This is a genomic window from Proteus vulgaris (genome assembly GCF_033708015.1).
Classification (GTDB): Bacteria; Pseudomonadota; Gammaproteobacteria; order Enterobacterales; family Enterobacteriaceae; genus Proteus.
In genome coordinates this window covers 1,305,289-1,322,005 of sequence record NZ_CP137920.1, presented here as the reverse complement: position 1 = coordinate 1,322,005, position 16,717 = coordinate 1,305,289, and the positions used below count along the sequence as shown (strand labels likewise).

General features: G+C 38.3%; 13 protein-coding genes. 10 read left to right on the top strand and 3 right to left on the bottom strand.

All coding sequences use genetic code 11. The features are described from left to right. Positions 1 to 37: 37 nt before the first annotated feature. The 5 genes from hisB to hisIE are packed head-to-tail and all read left to right on the top strand — an operon-like array spanning position 38 to position 3,811. Positions 38 to 1,105, top strand: a complete 1,068-nt coding sequence (hisB, locus tag SB028_RS06180) for a bifunctional histidinol-phosphatase/imidazoleglycerol-phosphate dehydratase HisB (protein ID WP_069368804.1) — start codon at positions 38 to 40, stop codon at positions 1,103 to 1,105. Continuing rightward, complete coding sequence (hisH, locus tag SB028_RS06175; RefSeq protein ID WP_069368805.1) at positions 1,105 to 1,695, top strand: imidazole glycerol phosphate synthase subunit HisH; 591 nt, start codon at positions 1,105 to 1,107, stop codon at positions 1,693 to 1,695. Before hisB ends, hisH begins: the two co-directional genes overlap by 1 nt. A 6-nt stretch (positions 1,696 to 1,701) precedes the next feature. After that, positions 1,702 to 2,439 carry a 1-(5-phosphoribosyl)-5-[(5-phosphoribosylamino)methylideneamino]imidazole-4-carboxamide isomerase gene (gene hisA, locus SB028_RS06170; RefSeq protein ID WP_069368806.1) on the top strand — a complete coding sequence of 246 codons (738 nt, stop codon included), beginning with the start codon at positions 1,702 to 1,704 and terminating at the stop codon, positions 2,437 to 2,439. Next, positions 2,421 to 3,197, top strand: coding sequence for an imidazole glycerol phosphate synthase subunit HisF (gene hisF / locus SB028_RS06165; protein ID WP_069368807.1), 777 nt, complete (start codon positions 2,421 to 2,423; stop codon positions 3,195 to 3,197). The genes hisA and hisF overlap by 19 nt, the downstream gene beginning before the upstream one ends. Next, positions 3,194 to 3,811, top strand: a complete 618-nt coding sequence (gene hisIE / locus SB028_RS06160) for a bifunctional phosphoribosyl-AMP cyclohydrolase/phosphoribosyl-ATP diphosphatase HisIE (protein ID WP_069368808.1) — start codon at positions 3,194 to 3,196, stop codon at positions 3,809 to 3,811. Before hisF ends, hisIE begins: the two co-directional genes overlap by 4 nt. Before the next feature lie 99 nt (positions 3,812 to 3,910). On the opposite strand, the gene yiaY is transcribed toward hisIE, so the two are convergent. After that, a complete protein-coding gene (gene yiaY, locus SB028_RS06155) occupies positions 3,911 to 5,062 on the bottom strand; it encodes an L-threonine dehydrogenase (protein WP_069368809.1) in 1,152 nt (383 codons plus the stop codon). Between the two features lie 314 nt (positions 5,063 to 5,376). Here yiaY and SB028_RS06150 point away from each other — a divergent pair, with 314 nt between their 5' ends. From SB028_RS06150 to SB028_RS06140, 3 genes are all read left to right on the top strand, one after another. Further along, positions 5,377 to 5,874 carry a YbaK/prolyl-tRNA synthetase associated domain-containing protein gene (locus SB028_RS06150; protein ID WP_069368810.1) on the top strand — a complete coding sequence of 166 codons (498 nt, stop codon included), beginning with the start codon at positions 5,377 to 5,379 and terminating at the stop codon, positions 5,872 to 5,874. A gap of 430 nt (positions 5,875 to 6,304) precedes the next feature. After that, a complete protein-coding gene (locus SB028_RS06145) occupies positions 6,305 to 7,654 on the top strand; it encodes a dicarboxylate/amino acid:cation symporter (RefSeq protein ID WP_069368811.1) in 1,350 nt (449 codons plus the stop codon). A gap of 548 nt (positions 7,655 to 8,202) precedes the next feature. Continuing rightward, positions 8,203 to 9,555, top strand: a complete 1,353-nt coding sequence (locus SB028_RS06140; protein WP_069368812.1) for a dicarboxylate/amino acid:cation symporter — start codon at positions 8,203 to 8,205, stop codon at positions 9,553 to 9,555. Positions 9,556 to 9,681: 126 nt separating this feature from the next. Here the strand turns inward: SB028_RS06140 and gndA are convergent, their stop codons facing one another. After that, positions 9,682 to 11,088: an NADP-dependent phosphogluconate dehydrogenase gene (gene gndA / locus SB028_RS06135; RefSeq protein WP_069368813.1), complete on the bottom strand. Its 1,407-nt coding sequence runs from the start codon at positions 11,086 to 11,088 to the stop codon at positions 9,682 to 9,684. A 244-nt stretch (positions 11,089 to 11,332) separates the two neighbouring features. Here gndA and SB028_RS06130 point away from each other — a divergent pair, with 244 nt between their 5' ends. Both SB028_RS06130 and SB028_RS06125 read left to right on the top strand, forming a co-directional pair. Next, a complete protein-coding gene (locus SB028_RS06130; RefSeq protein WP_069368814.1) occupies positions 11,333 to 12,913 on the top strand; it encodes a TerC family protein in 1,581 nt (526 codons plus the stop codon). A 66-nt stretch (positions 12,914 to 12,979) separates the two neighbouring features. Continuing rightward, complete coding sequence (locus tag SB028_RS06125; RefSeq protein ID WP_069368816.1) at positions 12,980 to 13,279, top strand: hypothetical protein; 300 nt, start codon at positions 12,980 to 12,982, stop codon at positions 13,277 to 13,279. Between the two features lie 127 nt (positions 13,280 to 13,406). Here SB028_RS06125 and SB028_RS06120 read toward each other — a convergent pair whose 3' ends face one another. After that, the gene (locus tag SB028_RS06120) at positions 13,407 to 16,409 is read right to left on the bottom strand and encodes an ImcF-related family protein (RefSeq protein ID WP_318859962.1); all 3,003 of its coding nucleotides are present in this window, start codon (positions 16,407 to 16,409) and stop codon (positions 13,407 to 13,409) included. Positions 16,410 to 16,717 lie beyond the last annotated feature (308 nt).

Genomic DNA, 16,717 nt, shown 5'->3' with positions numbered 1-16,717 from the left:
GATAACAACAAAAAATCGCAACTGAGGGATCTCTACCATGAGCCAAAAAATTCTTTTCATCGACCGTGATGGTACTTTAATCACTGAGCCACCCACTGATTACCAAGTTGATAGACTTGATAAACTTGCCTTTGAAAATGGGGTGATCCCCGCACTTACTGCTCTACAAAAAGCAGGGTATAAACTCATCATGATCACAAATCAGGATGGATTAGGCACAGAAAATTTTCCTCAAGCGGATTTCGATCCTCCTCATAACTTAATGATGCAAGTTTTCTCATCTCAAGGGATCATATTTGATGATGTTTTAATTTGCCCTCATAAACCTGAAGACAACTGTCCTTGTCGTAAACCAGAAACTGGACTTGTCACTCAGTATTTAGTAGATGGTGCACTAGATAGAGATAACAGCTATGTCATTGGCGATAGACAAACTGATATTCAGCTAGCTGAAAATATGGGGATCAAAGGCCTACTTTATAATACCAATGAACTCAATTGGGCAATTATTACTGAGCAATTAACTAAAAAAGATCGCTACGCTCACGTTGAACGAAAAACAAAAGAAACACAAATCGCGATCGATATTTGGCTTGATCGTGAAGGCAACAGTCAGATCAGTACAGGCGTCGGTTTCTTTGATCACATGCTTGATCAAATTGCCACGCACGGCGGCTTTCGTATGAACATCAATGTAAAAGGTGATTTAGTGATTGATGATCACCACACGGTAGAAGATACCGGCCTTGCTTTGGGTGAAGCATTACGTGAAGCATTAGGTGATAAACGAGGTATTGCTCGATTTGGCTTTACATTACCAATGGATGAATGCCTTGCAAGCTGTGCGTTAGATATTTCTGGTCGCCCGCACCTTGAATACAAAGCCGAATTTAAATATCAACGTGTCGGTGATTTAAGTACAGAGATGATTGAACACTTTTTCCGTTCACTCTCTTACACCATGGGTTGCACATTACATCTGAAATCAAAAGGCAAAAACGATCACCACAAAGCTGAAAGCTTATTTAAAGTCTTTGGTCGTACATTACGCCAAGCCATTCGTGTTGAAGGTAATACTTTACCAAGTTCAAAAGGTGTTCTGTGATGAAAGTGGTTATTCTTGATACGGGCTGTGCCAATTTAGCCTCTGTCGCTTACGCCGTTAAGCGACTCGGTTATGATCCCATCGTGTCCTATGAAAAAAACGTTGTGTTATCTGCGGATAAACTCTTTCTACCCGGAGTAGGCACGGCGAGAGCAGCAATGGAACAACTCAAAGCACGAGAGCTAATTCCTTTAATTAAAGCCTTAACACAACCGGTTTTAGGTATTTGTTTAGGTATGCAAATATTGGCCTCTCTAAGCGAGGAAGGTAAAGATATCCCTTTATTAGGTTTAGTTGATGGCACCATCGATAAGCTTGATACAGCAGGATTACCATTACCTCATATGGGTTGGAACCAAGTATTAGCAAAACCTGGACATCCTCTTTTTCGTGATCTTGGTGACGATGCTTGGTTCTATTTTGTTCATAGCTACGCGTTAGCTCTCAATAAATCAACGATTGCTGAAACTGAATACGGCTCGCGTTTTAGTAGCGCAATTCAAAAAGATAATTTTTATGGCGTGCAATTTCACCCTGAGCGTTCAGGGAAAGCTGGTGCGCAACTTATCAAGAACTTTTTGGAGATGTAACCTGTTATGATTATTCCAGCATTAGATTTAATTAATGGGAAAGTCGTTCGTCTTCATCAGGGTGATTATGCAAAACAGCGTGATTATGATGATAATCCGCTGACACGCTACCAACAATATGAAAAAGATGGCGCAAAATTACTTCACTTAGTAGATTTAACGGGAGCAAAAGATCCATCTGCTCGCCAAATTCCACTGTTAAAAAAACTTGTTGCTTGTGTCAATGTTCCCGTACAAGTAGGGGGCGGAATTCGCACTGAAGATGATGTTAAGTCACTACTCGAAGCAGGAGCAAGCCGAGTTGTCATTGGCTCTACCGCCGTTAGTCAGCCCGAAATAGTAAAAACATGGTTTGAGCGCTATGGTGCAGATGCCATTGTATTAGCCCTCGATGTTCGCATTGATAAACAAGGTAAAAAGTGGGTGGCTGTCAGTGGTTGGCAAGAGAACTCCCCCTATACACTTGAAGATATCATCGAGCTTTATCAAAGTGTCGGTTTAAAGCATGTGTTGTGTACTGATATTTCTCGTGATGGCACATTAGCCGGTTCTAACGTCGAACTGTATAAAGAAATTAGCCAGCGTTTCCCTGATATTTTATTCCAAGCTTCAGGCGGTATTGGTGATTTACAAGATATCGCAGATCTTCCCGCATCTGGTGTTGCCGGTATTATTGTGGGTAGAGCATTATTAGAAGGCAAATTTACATTAAAAGAGGCGATATCATGTTGGCAAAACGCATAATTCCTTGTCTTGATGTCCGCGATGGACAAGTTGTCAAAGGTGTTCAATTTCGTAATCATGAAATTATTGGTGATATTGTCCCTCTTGCTGAACGCTATGCTAAAGAAGGCGCTGATGAACTCGTATTTTATGACATTACGGCATCTTCTGATGGTCGTGTTGTTGATAAAAGCTGGGTTTCGCGTGTTGCTGAAGTGATTGATATTCCTTTTTGTGTTGCTGGTGGCATTCGCTCTGTGGAAGATGCTGGAAAAATTCTCTCATTTGGTGCAGACAAAATTTCGATTAACTCCCCTGCACTTTCTGATCCTTCACTGATATCTCGTTTGGCTGATCGCTATGGTGTACAGTGTGTTGTTGTAGGAATTGACACTTGGTTTGATGAAAAAACGGATGAATATTTAGTTTATCAATTTACTGGGGATGAAAAACGTACACAACAAACGCGCTGGAAAACCCTTGATTGGGTACGTGAAGTTCAGCAACGTGGCGCAGGTGAAATTGTTTTAAATATGATGAACCAAGACGGCGTAAGACAAGGCTATGATCTAAAACAACTTGCTCTAGTCCGTCAAGTTGCAGATGTTCCTATAATCGCATCAGGAGGAGCTGGCGAAATGTCACACTTTCTTGATGCCTTTAAATTAGCTAATGTCGATGGTGCTCTTGCAGCCTCTGTTTTCCATAAACAAATAATTAATATCAACGAATTAAAACAGTATCTTGCAAAGAATGACGTTAAGGTAAGAATATCATGAATAATGAAATATTAGCGCAACTAGATTGGGAAAAAGTCGATAATCTCATGCCAGTGATTATCCAAAATGCCATTTCAGGTGATGTATTAATGCTAGGTTACATGAACAAAGAAGCATTAAATGTCACTTTAGAAAGTGGGAATGTTACCTTCTATTCGCGCACTAAGCAGCGTTTATGGACAAAAGGTGAGACCTCTGGCAACTTTCTCAAATTAGTCAATATTTATCCTGACTGTGATAACGATACTTTACTCATTTTAGCCAATCCTCTTGGTCCAACTTGCCATAACGGTACTGAAAGTTGTTTTGCCCCGGCACAAAGTCAATGGGGATTTCTCTATGAGCTTGAGAATTTATTACGCGACCGCAAAAATGCCTCACCAGATAGCTCTTACACTGCCCGTCTTTATGCCAGTGGTACAAAACGTATTGCGCAAAAAGTTGGAGAAGAAGGCGTAGAAACAGCGTTGGCTGCCACTGTTAATGATAGGGAAGAGCTAAAAAATGAAGCTTCAGACTTGCTCTATCACTTAATGGTTTTATTGCAAGATCAGTCATTATCACTCTCTGATATAATAGATTGCCTGCAAAAGCGCCATAAAAAAGCAGAATAATGGATATAACCTGAATATCAAAAAGCCGATACTCACTAAAGTATCGGCTTTATTTTTGAAAAAAAGTAATGACTTAATTACCTTTTTATTTCCTAAACATTACATTGCTTGACGGAATAACTCGATAACATCACTTTCAGAGCCTTGAACTGGATTAGTGATTGCACAAGCATCTTTCAGCGCATTTTCTGCCAATGTTTTGAAATCTTCTTCTTTCACGCCTAACTCTTTCAGACCCGCTGGAATACCAACATCTTTAGCCAGTTTACGAATTTCTTCGATACAGGCTTTCGCACCTTGCTCATCGCTCATTGCAGAAACATCAACACCCATTGCTTGTGCGATATCTTTTAGACGACCCGCTGCTGCTTGAATGTTATAAGCTTGAACATGTGGTAATAAAACCGCATTACACACACCATGAGGTAAGTTATAAAAACCACCTAATTGGTGAGCCATAGCATGTACATAACCTAAAGAAGCATTATTAAATGCCATACCCGCTAAAAACTGAGCGTAAGCCATATTTTCACGCGCAGCCGCATCACCACCATTATCAACAACTTTACGTAAAGACTCGCTGATCATAGTGGCTGCTTTTAATGCACACGCATCAGTGATTGGGTTTGCTGCGATTGAAACATAGGCTTCAACAGCATGAGTTAATGCATCCATACCTGTTGCAGCGGTTAAACCTTTTGGCATACCAATCATTAATTCTGAATCATTTACAGATAAGAGTGGTGTAACGTTTTTATCAACGATAGCCATTTTAATATGACGCGCAGTATCTGTGATGATACAAAAACGTGTCATTTCTGATGCTGTACCTGCTGTGGTATTAATTGAAATCAGTGGTAATTGAGGTTTTGCTGAGCGATCAACACCTTCATAATCTGCAATTTTTCCACCATTAGAAGCCACTAACGCGATACCTTTAGCGCAATCATGTGGAGAACCACCACCTAAAGAAATAACACAGTCACATTGATGTTCTTTCAGAAGAGCTAAACCCGCTTCTACGTTTTCAACGGTAGGGTTTGGTGCAGTACCGTCATAAGTCACACTAGCAATACCAGCTTCTGTCAGTAATTTGCTGACCTTATCAACAACACCCAGTTGATTTAAAATACTATCAGTAACGATTAATGCTTTATGAAAACCAAAGTCTTTCATTGAACTTACAGCTTCTGCAAGACAACCAGCACCAATTTTATTTACAGAAGGGATATAGAATGTAGAAACAGCCATTATTGACTTCCTTTTTAGTAATTAAATCTATGTTTTAATATGTTCTATTCTTTTTATTCTTAAATTGATCATCATCAAAATAATGAATAAATATCAATTTGTTTATCATGTTATTACAAATAATAAAATTAAGGCATACAATTACTCTATTAATTCAATAGGATATTACTATTAACATATTATCATTTGTAACAAAATAATTTGAAAAGCTTATCAAAATAATCAAAACCAACCGTGAACATCACAGCAGAATATTTTTTTTAAAGTCGTATAATGACCACAAAGAAATAACTTATTAACTTCAGGAGTCATTGATGTCTTTGACTATTTTTGAGCAACTTACTGCTCTATTGGATAAAAACCACGCAACTTACCGTGTTATGGAGCACCCTACCGCAGGCCGTTCTGAAGAAGTTGCAAAAATCAGAGGAACACAATTAGGACAGGGAGCAAAAGGACTTGTTTGCCATATAAAAGGTAACGGTGTTAAACAACATGTTCTTGCGATATTACCTGCTGATAAACAAGCTGATCTATCAAAACTCGCTCACCAAATTGGTGGAACAAGGGCGTCACTGGCAAGCCCTAAAGAAGTGGATGATCTGACTCAATGCGTATTTGGTGCAATTCCCCCTTTTAGTTTTCATCCTTCATTAAAGCTTGTGGCTGACCCTCTGCTTTTTGAACGTTTTGATGAATTAGCTTTTAATGCTGGTACATTAGAACGTTCTATTATTCTCAATACGCAAGATTACAAACGTATTGCACAACCAGAATTAATCTCTTTTATTCGAGAAGAAGAAAACGAATAATAAAAACAGCCAACTTATCTTTAACAATTACCCAGTTTTAAATTCAACTAAGGGTAATTGTTATCATGATAATCATTCTTAGTGTATGTATTATATTACACACTAAAAGCAATATTAGATATTCCCCCCCCAAACACCTCTAGCATTTAATATCAATAAAAAACCAAAAATAAGAATAAATTTCATTAATTTTATATTAGATCACCTGTAATGCTATAAAACACCTAGAGCATAAAATTTTAACTTTTTTTCTCGATTCAGCACTCAATAATTAACTAAATAGATTTTATGTTATTGACCTAATTTACTCGTACATTTAAGTTAGCATCAATAATAATACAATAGTGTAAAATTAAATTTACAATTCAGTTATTTTCTAACATACAAATAAATATATAAACAATGTACCAATAGGTGCAGGGAAATCTTCATGCAAACTTCAACTAAAAAACAACCGCTTTATAAAGTGTTATATGTGCAAGTTATTGTCGCCATTTTACTTGGGATCTTGCTTGGGCATTTTTATCCTGACGTCGGTGAATCCTTTAAACCACTTGGTGATGGATTTATCAAAATCGTAAAAATGATCATCGCACCTGTTATCTTCTTAACCGTAGTAACAGGTATTGCAGGTATGAATAATATGAAAGCGGTAGGTACAGTCGCGGGTAAATCCATGGCTTATTTCCTGACTTTCTCTACCATTGCATTAATTATTGGCTTAATCGTTGCAAATGTTATTCGCCCAGGTGATGGACTAAATATTTCCCCTGCTTCATTAGATGCCAGTAAAGTAGAAAGTTATGTAGCGAAAGCGCATGACTCTTCTATTGTTGGTTTCTTAATGAATATCATCCCTGAAACAGTAGTTAGCCCATTAGTTAACGGCAATATCTTACAAGTCCTATTTGTTTCTGTAGTCTTTGGTATCGCATTAGCATCCATCGGTCCTCGCGGTGAGCCCGTGCTTAAATTCTTACAGAACTTCTCAGAGCCAGTATTCAAAATGGTCGGTATGCTAATGAAATTAGCACCTATTGGCGCTTTTGGTGCAATGGCCTTTACCATCGGAAAGTATGGTATTTCATCAATCAGTAACTTAGTATTGCTTGTTCTGACTTTCTACATTACTTCATTATTGTTTGTTCTTATCGTGTTAGGTGCTGTTGCAAAATATAATGGTTTTTCTATTCTCTCTTTAATTAAATACATTAAAGATGAACTTTGGTTAGTATTAGGTACTTCTTCTTCAGAAGCCGCTTTACCTAGCTTAATGCGTAAAATGGAAAATGTAGGCTGTAAAAAATCAGTGGTCGGCTTAGTTATCCCAACGGGTTACTCTTTTAACTTAGATGGGACTAATATCTATATGACCATGGCGGCTCTATTTATTGCACAAGCTACGGGTATTGATCTTTCATTAACAGAACAAATCACGCTACTCTTAGTCGCCATGATAAGTTCAAAAGGTGCTGCGGGTGTTACAGGGGCTGGCTTTATTACTTTAGCGGCAACCTTATCCGTTGTACCAAGTGTTCCTGTTGCAGGTATGGCTTTAATTCTAGGGATTGACCGCTTTATGTCGGAATGTCGCGCATTAACCAACCTTGTGGGTAATGCTTGTGCCTGTATCGTTGTTGCTCGTTGGGAAAATGCCTTAGATAAAGAAAGAATGAACGATGTCTTTAGTGGCAAAGCGTCAAGTGAGTTTGTTGAAGATACGCCATTAGTCCCTATTGAAATTGAGTCTGATAACTCCATTAAAATCCCTGTAAAATAAAGAGCACTTTCTCTGATCCATTAAAGAGCGCTTATGCGCTCTTTAACTTTTTATCTCTTCCTCAATACCCACCTTTACTCTTGTTCTTATTGAATGCTTATTTATTTATTAGTTAGGGCTTATTTACATTGATGGATTTGTCAGAAGATCATTTTTCTTTTAAAAATAAACTAAATAAAAACAAATCATTATATCAAAATCTACTTTCTACTTCTCCCTACCCGCATTTTTTACATTTAAACCATTTTATTCACTAAAAAATAAACTAATACACACATTTTTTTAAATTAAAACAACAAAATAAAACAAAATACAATTTTATTAACTCATTGATTTTAGAAAAATAATTTTCAAAAGTTATGATAAATTGAAATTAAATCTAATTTTTTAGATGAAGAGCACAATATTTGATAAAATCAACTTTATTTTATTGACCTAATTTGTTCATACCTTTAAGTTACCTATCACAACAAAATAAATGTAAATAATAATTTACATCATAATTTCTTTTTTATTGAGTCAATATCTTTCAGTTACAGGGAATTTTTATGCAGACTTCATCCCGCAAGCTCCCCTTTTATCGAGTGTTATATGTCCAAGTCATTATTGCTATCATTTTCGGTATTCTATTAGGACATTTTTATCCTGATATTGGCGAATCCTTCAAACCTTTAGGTGATGGTTTTATCAAAGTTGTAAAAATGATCATCGCACCTGTTATCTTCTTAACCGTAGTCACGGGTATTGCGGGTATGAGCAATATGAAAACCGTTGGAAAAGTGGCAGGTAAATCGATGATTTACTTTCTCACATTTTCTACGATTGCACTTGTTATTGGATTAATCACCGCGAATATTATTCGTCCTGGTGACGGTTTAAATATTTCTCCTGAATCATTAGACAGTAGCCGAGTAGAAATGTATGTCACTCAGGCACATAACTCTTCTCTTGTTGATTTTTTCATGAATATCATCCCCGATACTATCGTGAGTCCATTAGTTAACGGTAATATCTTACAAGTCCTGTTTGTTTCTGTCATTTTTGGCCTAGCGTTAGCATCGGTAGGCTCTCAGGGCGAACCTGTATTAAAATTTTTACAGCATCTTTGCGATCCCGTCTTTAAGATGGTGAGTATGCTCATGAAATTAGCGCCTATTGGTGCCTTTGGCGCAATGGCTTTTACTATAGGTAAATACGGCATCTCTTCCATTGGTAATTTAATGTTGTTAGTCATTACCTTTTATCTAACTGCATTACTTTTTGTGTTAGTCGTTTTAGGTGCTGTTGCGAAATATAACGGTTTTTCTATTCTCTCTTTAATTAAATATATAAAAGATGAACTTTGGTTGGTATTAGGCACTTCTTCATCTGAAGCCGCACTCCCCACATTAATGAGTAAAATGGAGCAACTTGGCTGTAAAAAATCAGTCGTTGGTTTAGTGATCCCAACGGGTTACTCCTTTAACTTAGATGGCACGAACATCTATATGACCATGGCAGCCTTATTTATTGCACAAGCAACGGGCGTTGATTTGTCATTAACAGAACAAATTACGCTACTCTTTGTTGCTATGGTCAGCTCAAAAGGCGCTGCGGGTGTCACTGGTGCGGGTTTTATTACTTTAGCCGCAACCTTATCCGTTGTGCCGAGTGTTCCCGTCGCAGGTATGGCATTAATTCTAGGAATTGATCGTTTTATGTCAGAATGTCGCGCATTAACTAATCTTGTCGGTAATGCTTGCGCCTGTATTGTTGTTGCTCGTTGGGAAGATGCCTTAGATAAAGAGAAAATGAACGCTGTTTTTAGTGGAAGAATATCCAGAGAAGACTTTGCTGATGATAATTTAGTCGCTGGTAAGGTAAATGAAGAACCTCATTATGTGAAAGTCTCTGAGCAATAACTTGTATTTTTTTAACAATACTCATCCTGCTTAATACTACAATATTACCTCTATAAAAAAGGTGCTCAAATTGAGCACCTTTTACTTGTTATATTAATCGAGATATAACTTAATATTTAATCTTACTTATTCCATCCATTCTGTATGGAACACGCCATCTTTATCAGTACGTTTATAAGTATGCGCACCAAAATAGTCACGTTGGGCTTGGATTAAGTTTGCAGGTAACACTTCTGCACGATAGCTATCGTAGTAAGAAATAGCCGCAGAGAATGTTGGAGTAGGAATACCCGCTTGTACACCATAACAAACTACATCACGTAAAGCTTGTTGGTAATCGTCAGCGATCTGTTTGAAGTATGGCGCTAACAGCAGATTCGCAATGTTTGCATCTTCGTTATAAGCATCAGTAATTTTTTGTAGGAATTGAGCACGAATGATACAACCCGCACGGAAAATCTTCGCGATTTCACCGTAATTTAAATCCCAATTATATTCATCTGATGCCGCTTTCAGTTGTTGGAAACCTTGAGCATAAGAGACAATTTTACCTAAATACAGTGCGCGACGAACATTTTCGATAAAGGCTTTTTTATCACCTGAGAATGCTTTAGGTGTTGGACCTGATAATACTTTAGATGCAGCGACACGTTGATCTTTTAATGAAGAGATATAACGAGCAAATACGGACTCAGTGATAAGAGTCACTGGCACACCTAAGTCTAAAGAACTTTGGCTAGTCCATTTACCTGTCCCTTTATTTGCCGCTTCATCAAGAATAACGTCTACAAGGTATTTACCTTCATCATCTTTTTTGCGGAAAATATCAGCAGTAATTTCAATCAGGTAGCTACTTAATTCACCTTTATTCCACTCGGTAAAGGTTTCTGCTAGTTCTTCGTTAGTTAGACCTAAAGAGTGTTTTAATACTGAATACGCTTCTGCAATCAGCTGCATATCACCGTATTCGATACCGTTGTGAACCATTTTCACATAGTGACCTGCGCCATCGGCACCGATATACGTCACACAAGGTTCGCCTTCAGCAACAGCCGCGATTTTTTCAAGGATTGGAGCAACTAATTCGTAAGCTTCTTTTTGTCCACCCGGCATGATTGAAGGACCCTTTAATGCGCCTTCTTCACCACCAGAAACACCAGTACCAATGAAATTAAAGCCTTGTGCTGATAATTCACGGTTACGACGGATAGTATCTTTAAAGAAAGTATTTCCGCCATCGATAAGGATATCACCTTTATCTAAATGCGGCGTCAATGCAGCAATTGTTTTATCCGTTGCTTCACCCGCTTTTACCATTAATAAAATACGACGCGGTTTTTCTAACGAATCAACAAACTCTTCAATAGAATAATTCGGAACCAGTTTTTTACCTGGATTTTCAGCGATAACTTCATTGGTTTTATCGCTTGAGCGGTTGTAAATAGATACAGAATAACCACGGCTTTCAATATTTAGCGCAAGGTTACGTCCCATCACTGCCATACCAACCACGCCGATTTGCTGTTTTGACATGAAAATAACTCCCGTCTGAAAATAAACCTGCCAGTATCAATGTACTGACAATTTGTTAACCTGATCACATAGTAACTCAGTCTCTCACTTGGTGGTAGTTATTGATGTAATTGGTATCACAATCTTTTAGACAAATTAAAACTATTCCCCTACTACTGATAATAATTTATTGAAAAATTCCTTCAAATTGCTCATTATTCTCGAGTCGGCATATGCCGTCTTTATAGAAGGTAAAACAAACTGTATGGAATGGATCTTGGATCCGACAATCTGGGTAGGACTCTCCACCCTTATTGTTCTCGAAATCGTACTTGGTATTGATAACCTTGTTTTCATTGCTATTCTGGCAGATAAACTTCCAGCAAAACTAAGAGATAGAGCTCGTATAACAGGCCTATTGTGTGCCCTTGTTATGCGAATTGTATTGTTATTTAGTCTTTCTTGGCTTATCACTCTGACAAAACCTCTTATTACACTGTTTGATCATCCTTTCAGTGCAAGAGACTTAATTATGTTGCTCGGAGGGATATTCTTGCTGTTCAAAGCCACAATGGAGCTTAATGAACGGTTAGAAGGTAAAGATCACGACGAAGGAAAACAACGCAAAACAACTCGCTTTTGGTCTGTCGTTGCACAAATTATCGTGCTGGATGCGGTATTCTCACTTGACTCAGTGATAACCGCTGTGGGTATGGTTGATCATTTAGGTGTTATGATTGCGGCTGTTACTATTGCAATGTTCTTGATGATCCTTGCAAGTAAGCCCCTCACAAATTTTGTCAATAATCACCCAACCATTGTTATTTTGTGTTTAAGCTTCTTGCTGATGATTGGTTTTGCATTAGTTGCCGAAGGCTTTGGCTACGCCATTCCAAAAGGTTACCTATATGCAGCCATTGGCTTCTCTATCATGATAGAAGTCTTTAATCAGCTTGCACAATTTAATCGTCGCCGTTTCTTATCTGCTTCTCGCTCTCTGCGTGAACGTACAGCAGAAGCGGTTTTACGTATTATTAATGGTAAGCCCGAATCTTCTGAATTAGATCCTCATACCTCTGATTTAGTCTCCAGTTCAGAAGACGTATTTGATCCTCAAGAGCGCCAAATGATTGTGCGTGTGCTTGGTTTAAGCCAACGTAATGTTAACAGTATCATGACCTCACGCCATGATGTTGAATATGTAGACTTAAATGCAACACAAGATGATATCCGCCAATTATTGGAAAAAGAACCTCATTCTCGCCTCGTGATCACGGATGAACAATCGAGTGACGAACCAGTCGGAGTGGTTAATGTTATTCAACTACTGAATCAACAGTTACGTAATGAACCTCTAAACTTACGTTTATTGGTCACTCAACCGTTGATTTTCCCTGAAGGTTTATCCTTACTGCAAGCGTTAGAACAGTTCCGTAATGCTCACACTCACTTCGCATTTGTCGTCGATGAATTTGGCTCGGTAGAAGGGATTGTGACGCTGACTGACGTAATGGAAACCATAGCAGGTAACTTGCCGGTCAGTTCTGAAGAAAACGATTCACGTCATGACTTGGCTCAAAACGAAGACGGTTCATGGACTGTTAATGGCTTTACACCACTTGAAGACCTGGTACTTTATATTCCAATCAAATTGGATGAAAAACGTGAGTATGAAACTTTAGCAGGCTTACTAATGGAACATTTACAGCGTGTACCCAAAGTAGGAGAAAAAATCCTAATTGAGGGTATTGAATTTGAACCATTAGAAGTGAACAACCATCGAATTAATAAAGTTCGAATTGTTGAGCCTACACCAGAAGACGAAGAAAACGTTGACGAAGCGTAATTTCAATTAGCGCTTTAAATATCCGCCTTTATGGCGGATATTTTTTATTTGATGATGGAAAATAATATGCATACCAATGTTAGCGTTAAAATCATCTGGCTTACTTCTATTGAAGGAGGAAGACAATCCCCCCCGCCTTTAACGGGTATTTATTATCCAATCACTCAACTACCTTATGAACCAAATAGCTGGAGCCTTGCGATTAAAATTATTTATACTTGGCAAGAGTCTGAACATTGGATAAGTGAAGGCGATATGCAGTTTTTAGTTGAACATGCTCCTCACCACTTATTAAAAGAATTAAAACAAATTGAAATTTATGAAGGTCCTAAAAAAGTTGCGGATGTATTTATTCAATTTAAATAATCATTTTTATACTTTTAGTGTAATCAAGTTTCGTGGTAAAAAAAACGTTGTCCAACGTACTGTTAAGCTTAAACTTTGTAGTAATCCATAAAGTTCCATTTTAATGTTCTCTTTATTGTTTAAAGGGTTAATCCAAGAAGATCTTTTCTGGTAAAACAAAATTGCGTAGTTGCAAGAGAGCGATAGGACCTTCACCCATTTCAGTTCTTAAGGTGTAATTTAGTGATTGTCCGTTTAAGGTTTTCCAACTAACAGAATAACTGCTGGTACTCCCTGCATAAGGTGTAATTTGGGCATCTTCCAGTAAACGAATAATGCCCCAGACGCCACGATAATCACCATAAATACGCGTGCCTGTGTTTGTGGTTATCCAGCTCAGTGATGCTCCAGAGGCAACGGTATCCGCTGGCCAGACAAAACGCTGCCATTGGGGTTGCTGGTTATCGTAAAGAAGAGATTGTCTATCTATCATTAAATGCGTTTGCATAATGTTGGGTGAGGTACCTGGGCGTAATTCAAAGTAAAGACGTGCTTCACCATTCGCAAAAACAACATCCCCCAGATAGCTGAGTTTATCTAAGGCTTTTAAAAATTCGGGATTAAAGGTTAAGCCTTGGGCATTGGTGGTATCGGGTACCCAATGGGTGCCTTCTTTACGCAACACTCCGTTGAGATGGCTTTCAAGAAAACGCTGAATACGCCCATTATCAGGGCGTAAATATTGTGCCATTAAAGGTAATGAAATTTCACTTTGGGTATTTTTAAGGGGATAACGACCTCCAAAGGCGTTATTCCAGTCATTTACCACCGCATTGCGCCATTGCGTATTAATACCTTGCGACGTCGGCGCTAATAACTGCTGCCATGCTTGAGACATCGGTTGTACTAGCAGTGTCTGCCCAAAACCGCTCCACTCTTGACCAAAACTTGCGGCGACTAAGCTTCCGTAATCTTGCGTTTCGGATAAATCGACGGTTTTTCCTTCAAAAACACTTCGGGCTAAGGCTTGAGACATGGCTTGGGGGTCGGGGGCATTCACCACTTGTTGGAGTTTTAAGCGCACTCTTGTCACGCGAGTAAGATAGGCTTGTAAGCTCAATGCATCACTATTTTGTGCTGAAGATTGCGGATCAGTAAACGCCAATATCGGTGCAAAAACAGGCTCTAGAGGACCTGTGAATTCGGCTTTTTGGCTAATGACAGGTTGTTGCTCTTTGTTTAACAAGTCTTTGGCGGAATTCACAAAAGAGTCAGCTAATTTTTCTTGCTGACGACCCGTTTTACCTTGATAAGAAAGTGTATTCATTAGGGCGATAATAGGAGACTGTCTGACATCGCTCATTAATGTGAGTTGATCAATCGTATCGGATAAATTTTGTGTTTCTCGCCACTGTAATCCGTTGAGAAAGCTTAACCAACTACCTGAAAAATCATTAAAATAGCGTTCTGTCAGATTTTGTTGTAGTTTTTCGGGAGAGACATCAATATCGGTCTCTTTTTGTGTGTCACTTAATACCCAATCGATTTCTTCTCGTCTTTCATGAACTGCTTTTTTGATAGCAGGTTCAATCGATTCTTCCCACGCTTTACGTGTAAAAATCCCCGGTATGGTTTCAGAGGTACTGAGTAAGAAACTGACATCGGTATCACCGGTCATATCATCTAATGTCATCTCTGCGAAGTTATGCTGTGCCTGTTGTAAGATTTTTTGGTAAAGCGCAGATTCGCCATTACGTTGACCAATTTGACGAATAAGAATAGTGCGACTTCCGGCAATTAAAGTACGATTAGGCTTAATTATCCACTCCTCGTGATAAGGTAATTGAGAAGCATAGAAAGTTAATAATTCTGTGCCTAAGGTTTGCCATTCACCGTCTTTTAGATCTTCATTTTGATGCCAAATATTGAGTACACTTTCAGTAAAAAAAACCGGTTCGATACGAGAGGGGTCGCTCATCATTAAATAGGCTTTTAATGCTTGATAAGCCGATTGAGCGCCTTCAATTCGTTCCTCACTTTCAGGAGGGAGCTGCATAAATGCTTGCAGATAAGATTCAAGATGATGCTGAGTTGAATCCCGTAATAATGGCAACATGGATTGGCTATAAACGGGCCACAGATGATTAAGCAATGCGTTATTACGACTTAATCCAAAGCGTAGCCAAAATGGCACAGCGGTTTTTTCTCGGTGACTCAATAAGCCGAGAGTTTGTTGTAAGCCATACTGGGCTTGTAAGCGGGCAAGTTCAGATTGGTGATTGTCCGTTGCTAATTGCGCTTGTTGCTGACTTTGGGTAATTAATTGGCGATTCATAAAGTAAGAAACTACCATGCCAATGCCCCACAGCGTCATGGCCGTTGCGACGGTATATTGTAAAATACGTTTTGAATTTAAGCCTAAAGGTGAGGCTTTTAACTGATAAGGCAGTTGTGAATTTGCTGTAATGAGCGCTTTCCAATGGGAATTGGATGTCCACTGATTGGTTTTTGGTGAAATGGCTGAAACGTTATCGTTACCCGCCGTACTAAAGAGCACACCCGCAAACGGCAACGAGCGATAACCTGATAATAGTGGAGCCAAGTTATTGGCGAGTTTTTCACATCCTTCATACTGCAAAAAGCGAGCTAAAGCCAGTAAATAGGTCTGTGTTTGATTATGTAAGACTGCTTGTGTACCTTGTTCCACTAATGCAGGTAAAAGCGTTTTTAAGTCATTGGAAAGCGTTTCAGCCGTCGCCTTGAAAGGAGCTGAATAAAGCACGGTGGGCGTTTCATCTGTGGTTATTTCGCCGTTATTACTGACGTTCCAAAGCCAAATGGGGGCTTGCCAGCGTAATTGACGAAAGAGCTGGTGGAAATAGCGGCTTGCGGTATCGGTGTTGGTCGAATTTAAGTGATTAAATAAGGAATGACCCAGCGGTTGTTGCGATAAATTATTTTCTGATACCCAAATAACGGCATCAAGTGGACGACGGCGACGCAGTTGTTTTAGATCTTGAATTAAATTTTCATCCATAGGTTGATGGATATCGCCACCATAGATAAGCAATGTGCCGTTACTTTCTTGCCAGATCTCCGTTGTCAGGTTGGGAGTGAGTTTTTCGATAGAAAATGAAGAACCTATTAGCAAATAAATTTTTACTTTTTTATACCAAAAAAAACCATAAAACTCTTTCATTTTTTTTAATAATATATTGTTATTATTATTTCCTGATTTTACTCTATACTCTTCAGATGGGTATTTGTTAGAATTATTCGTATCATTTCTATATCTATATTTTTTTATTTTTTTAAAGTAGAAAAGTAAAACAGTAATAAAAGAACTGATTAATAGTATAACAACAATAGCCATTTTCTTCATGCCTATGGAATCAATGAAAAAATAATCACCATAACGCAAAATAACTATGCAAAGTACAAATAAAATAAAAATAAAAA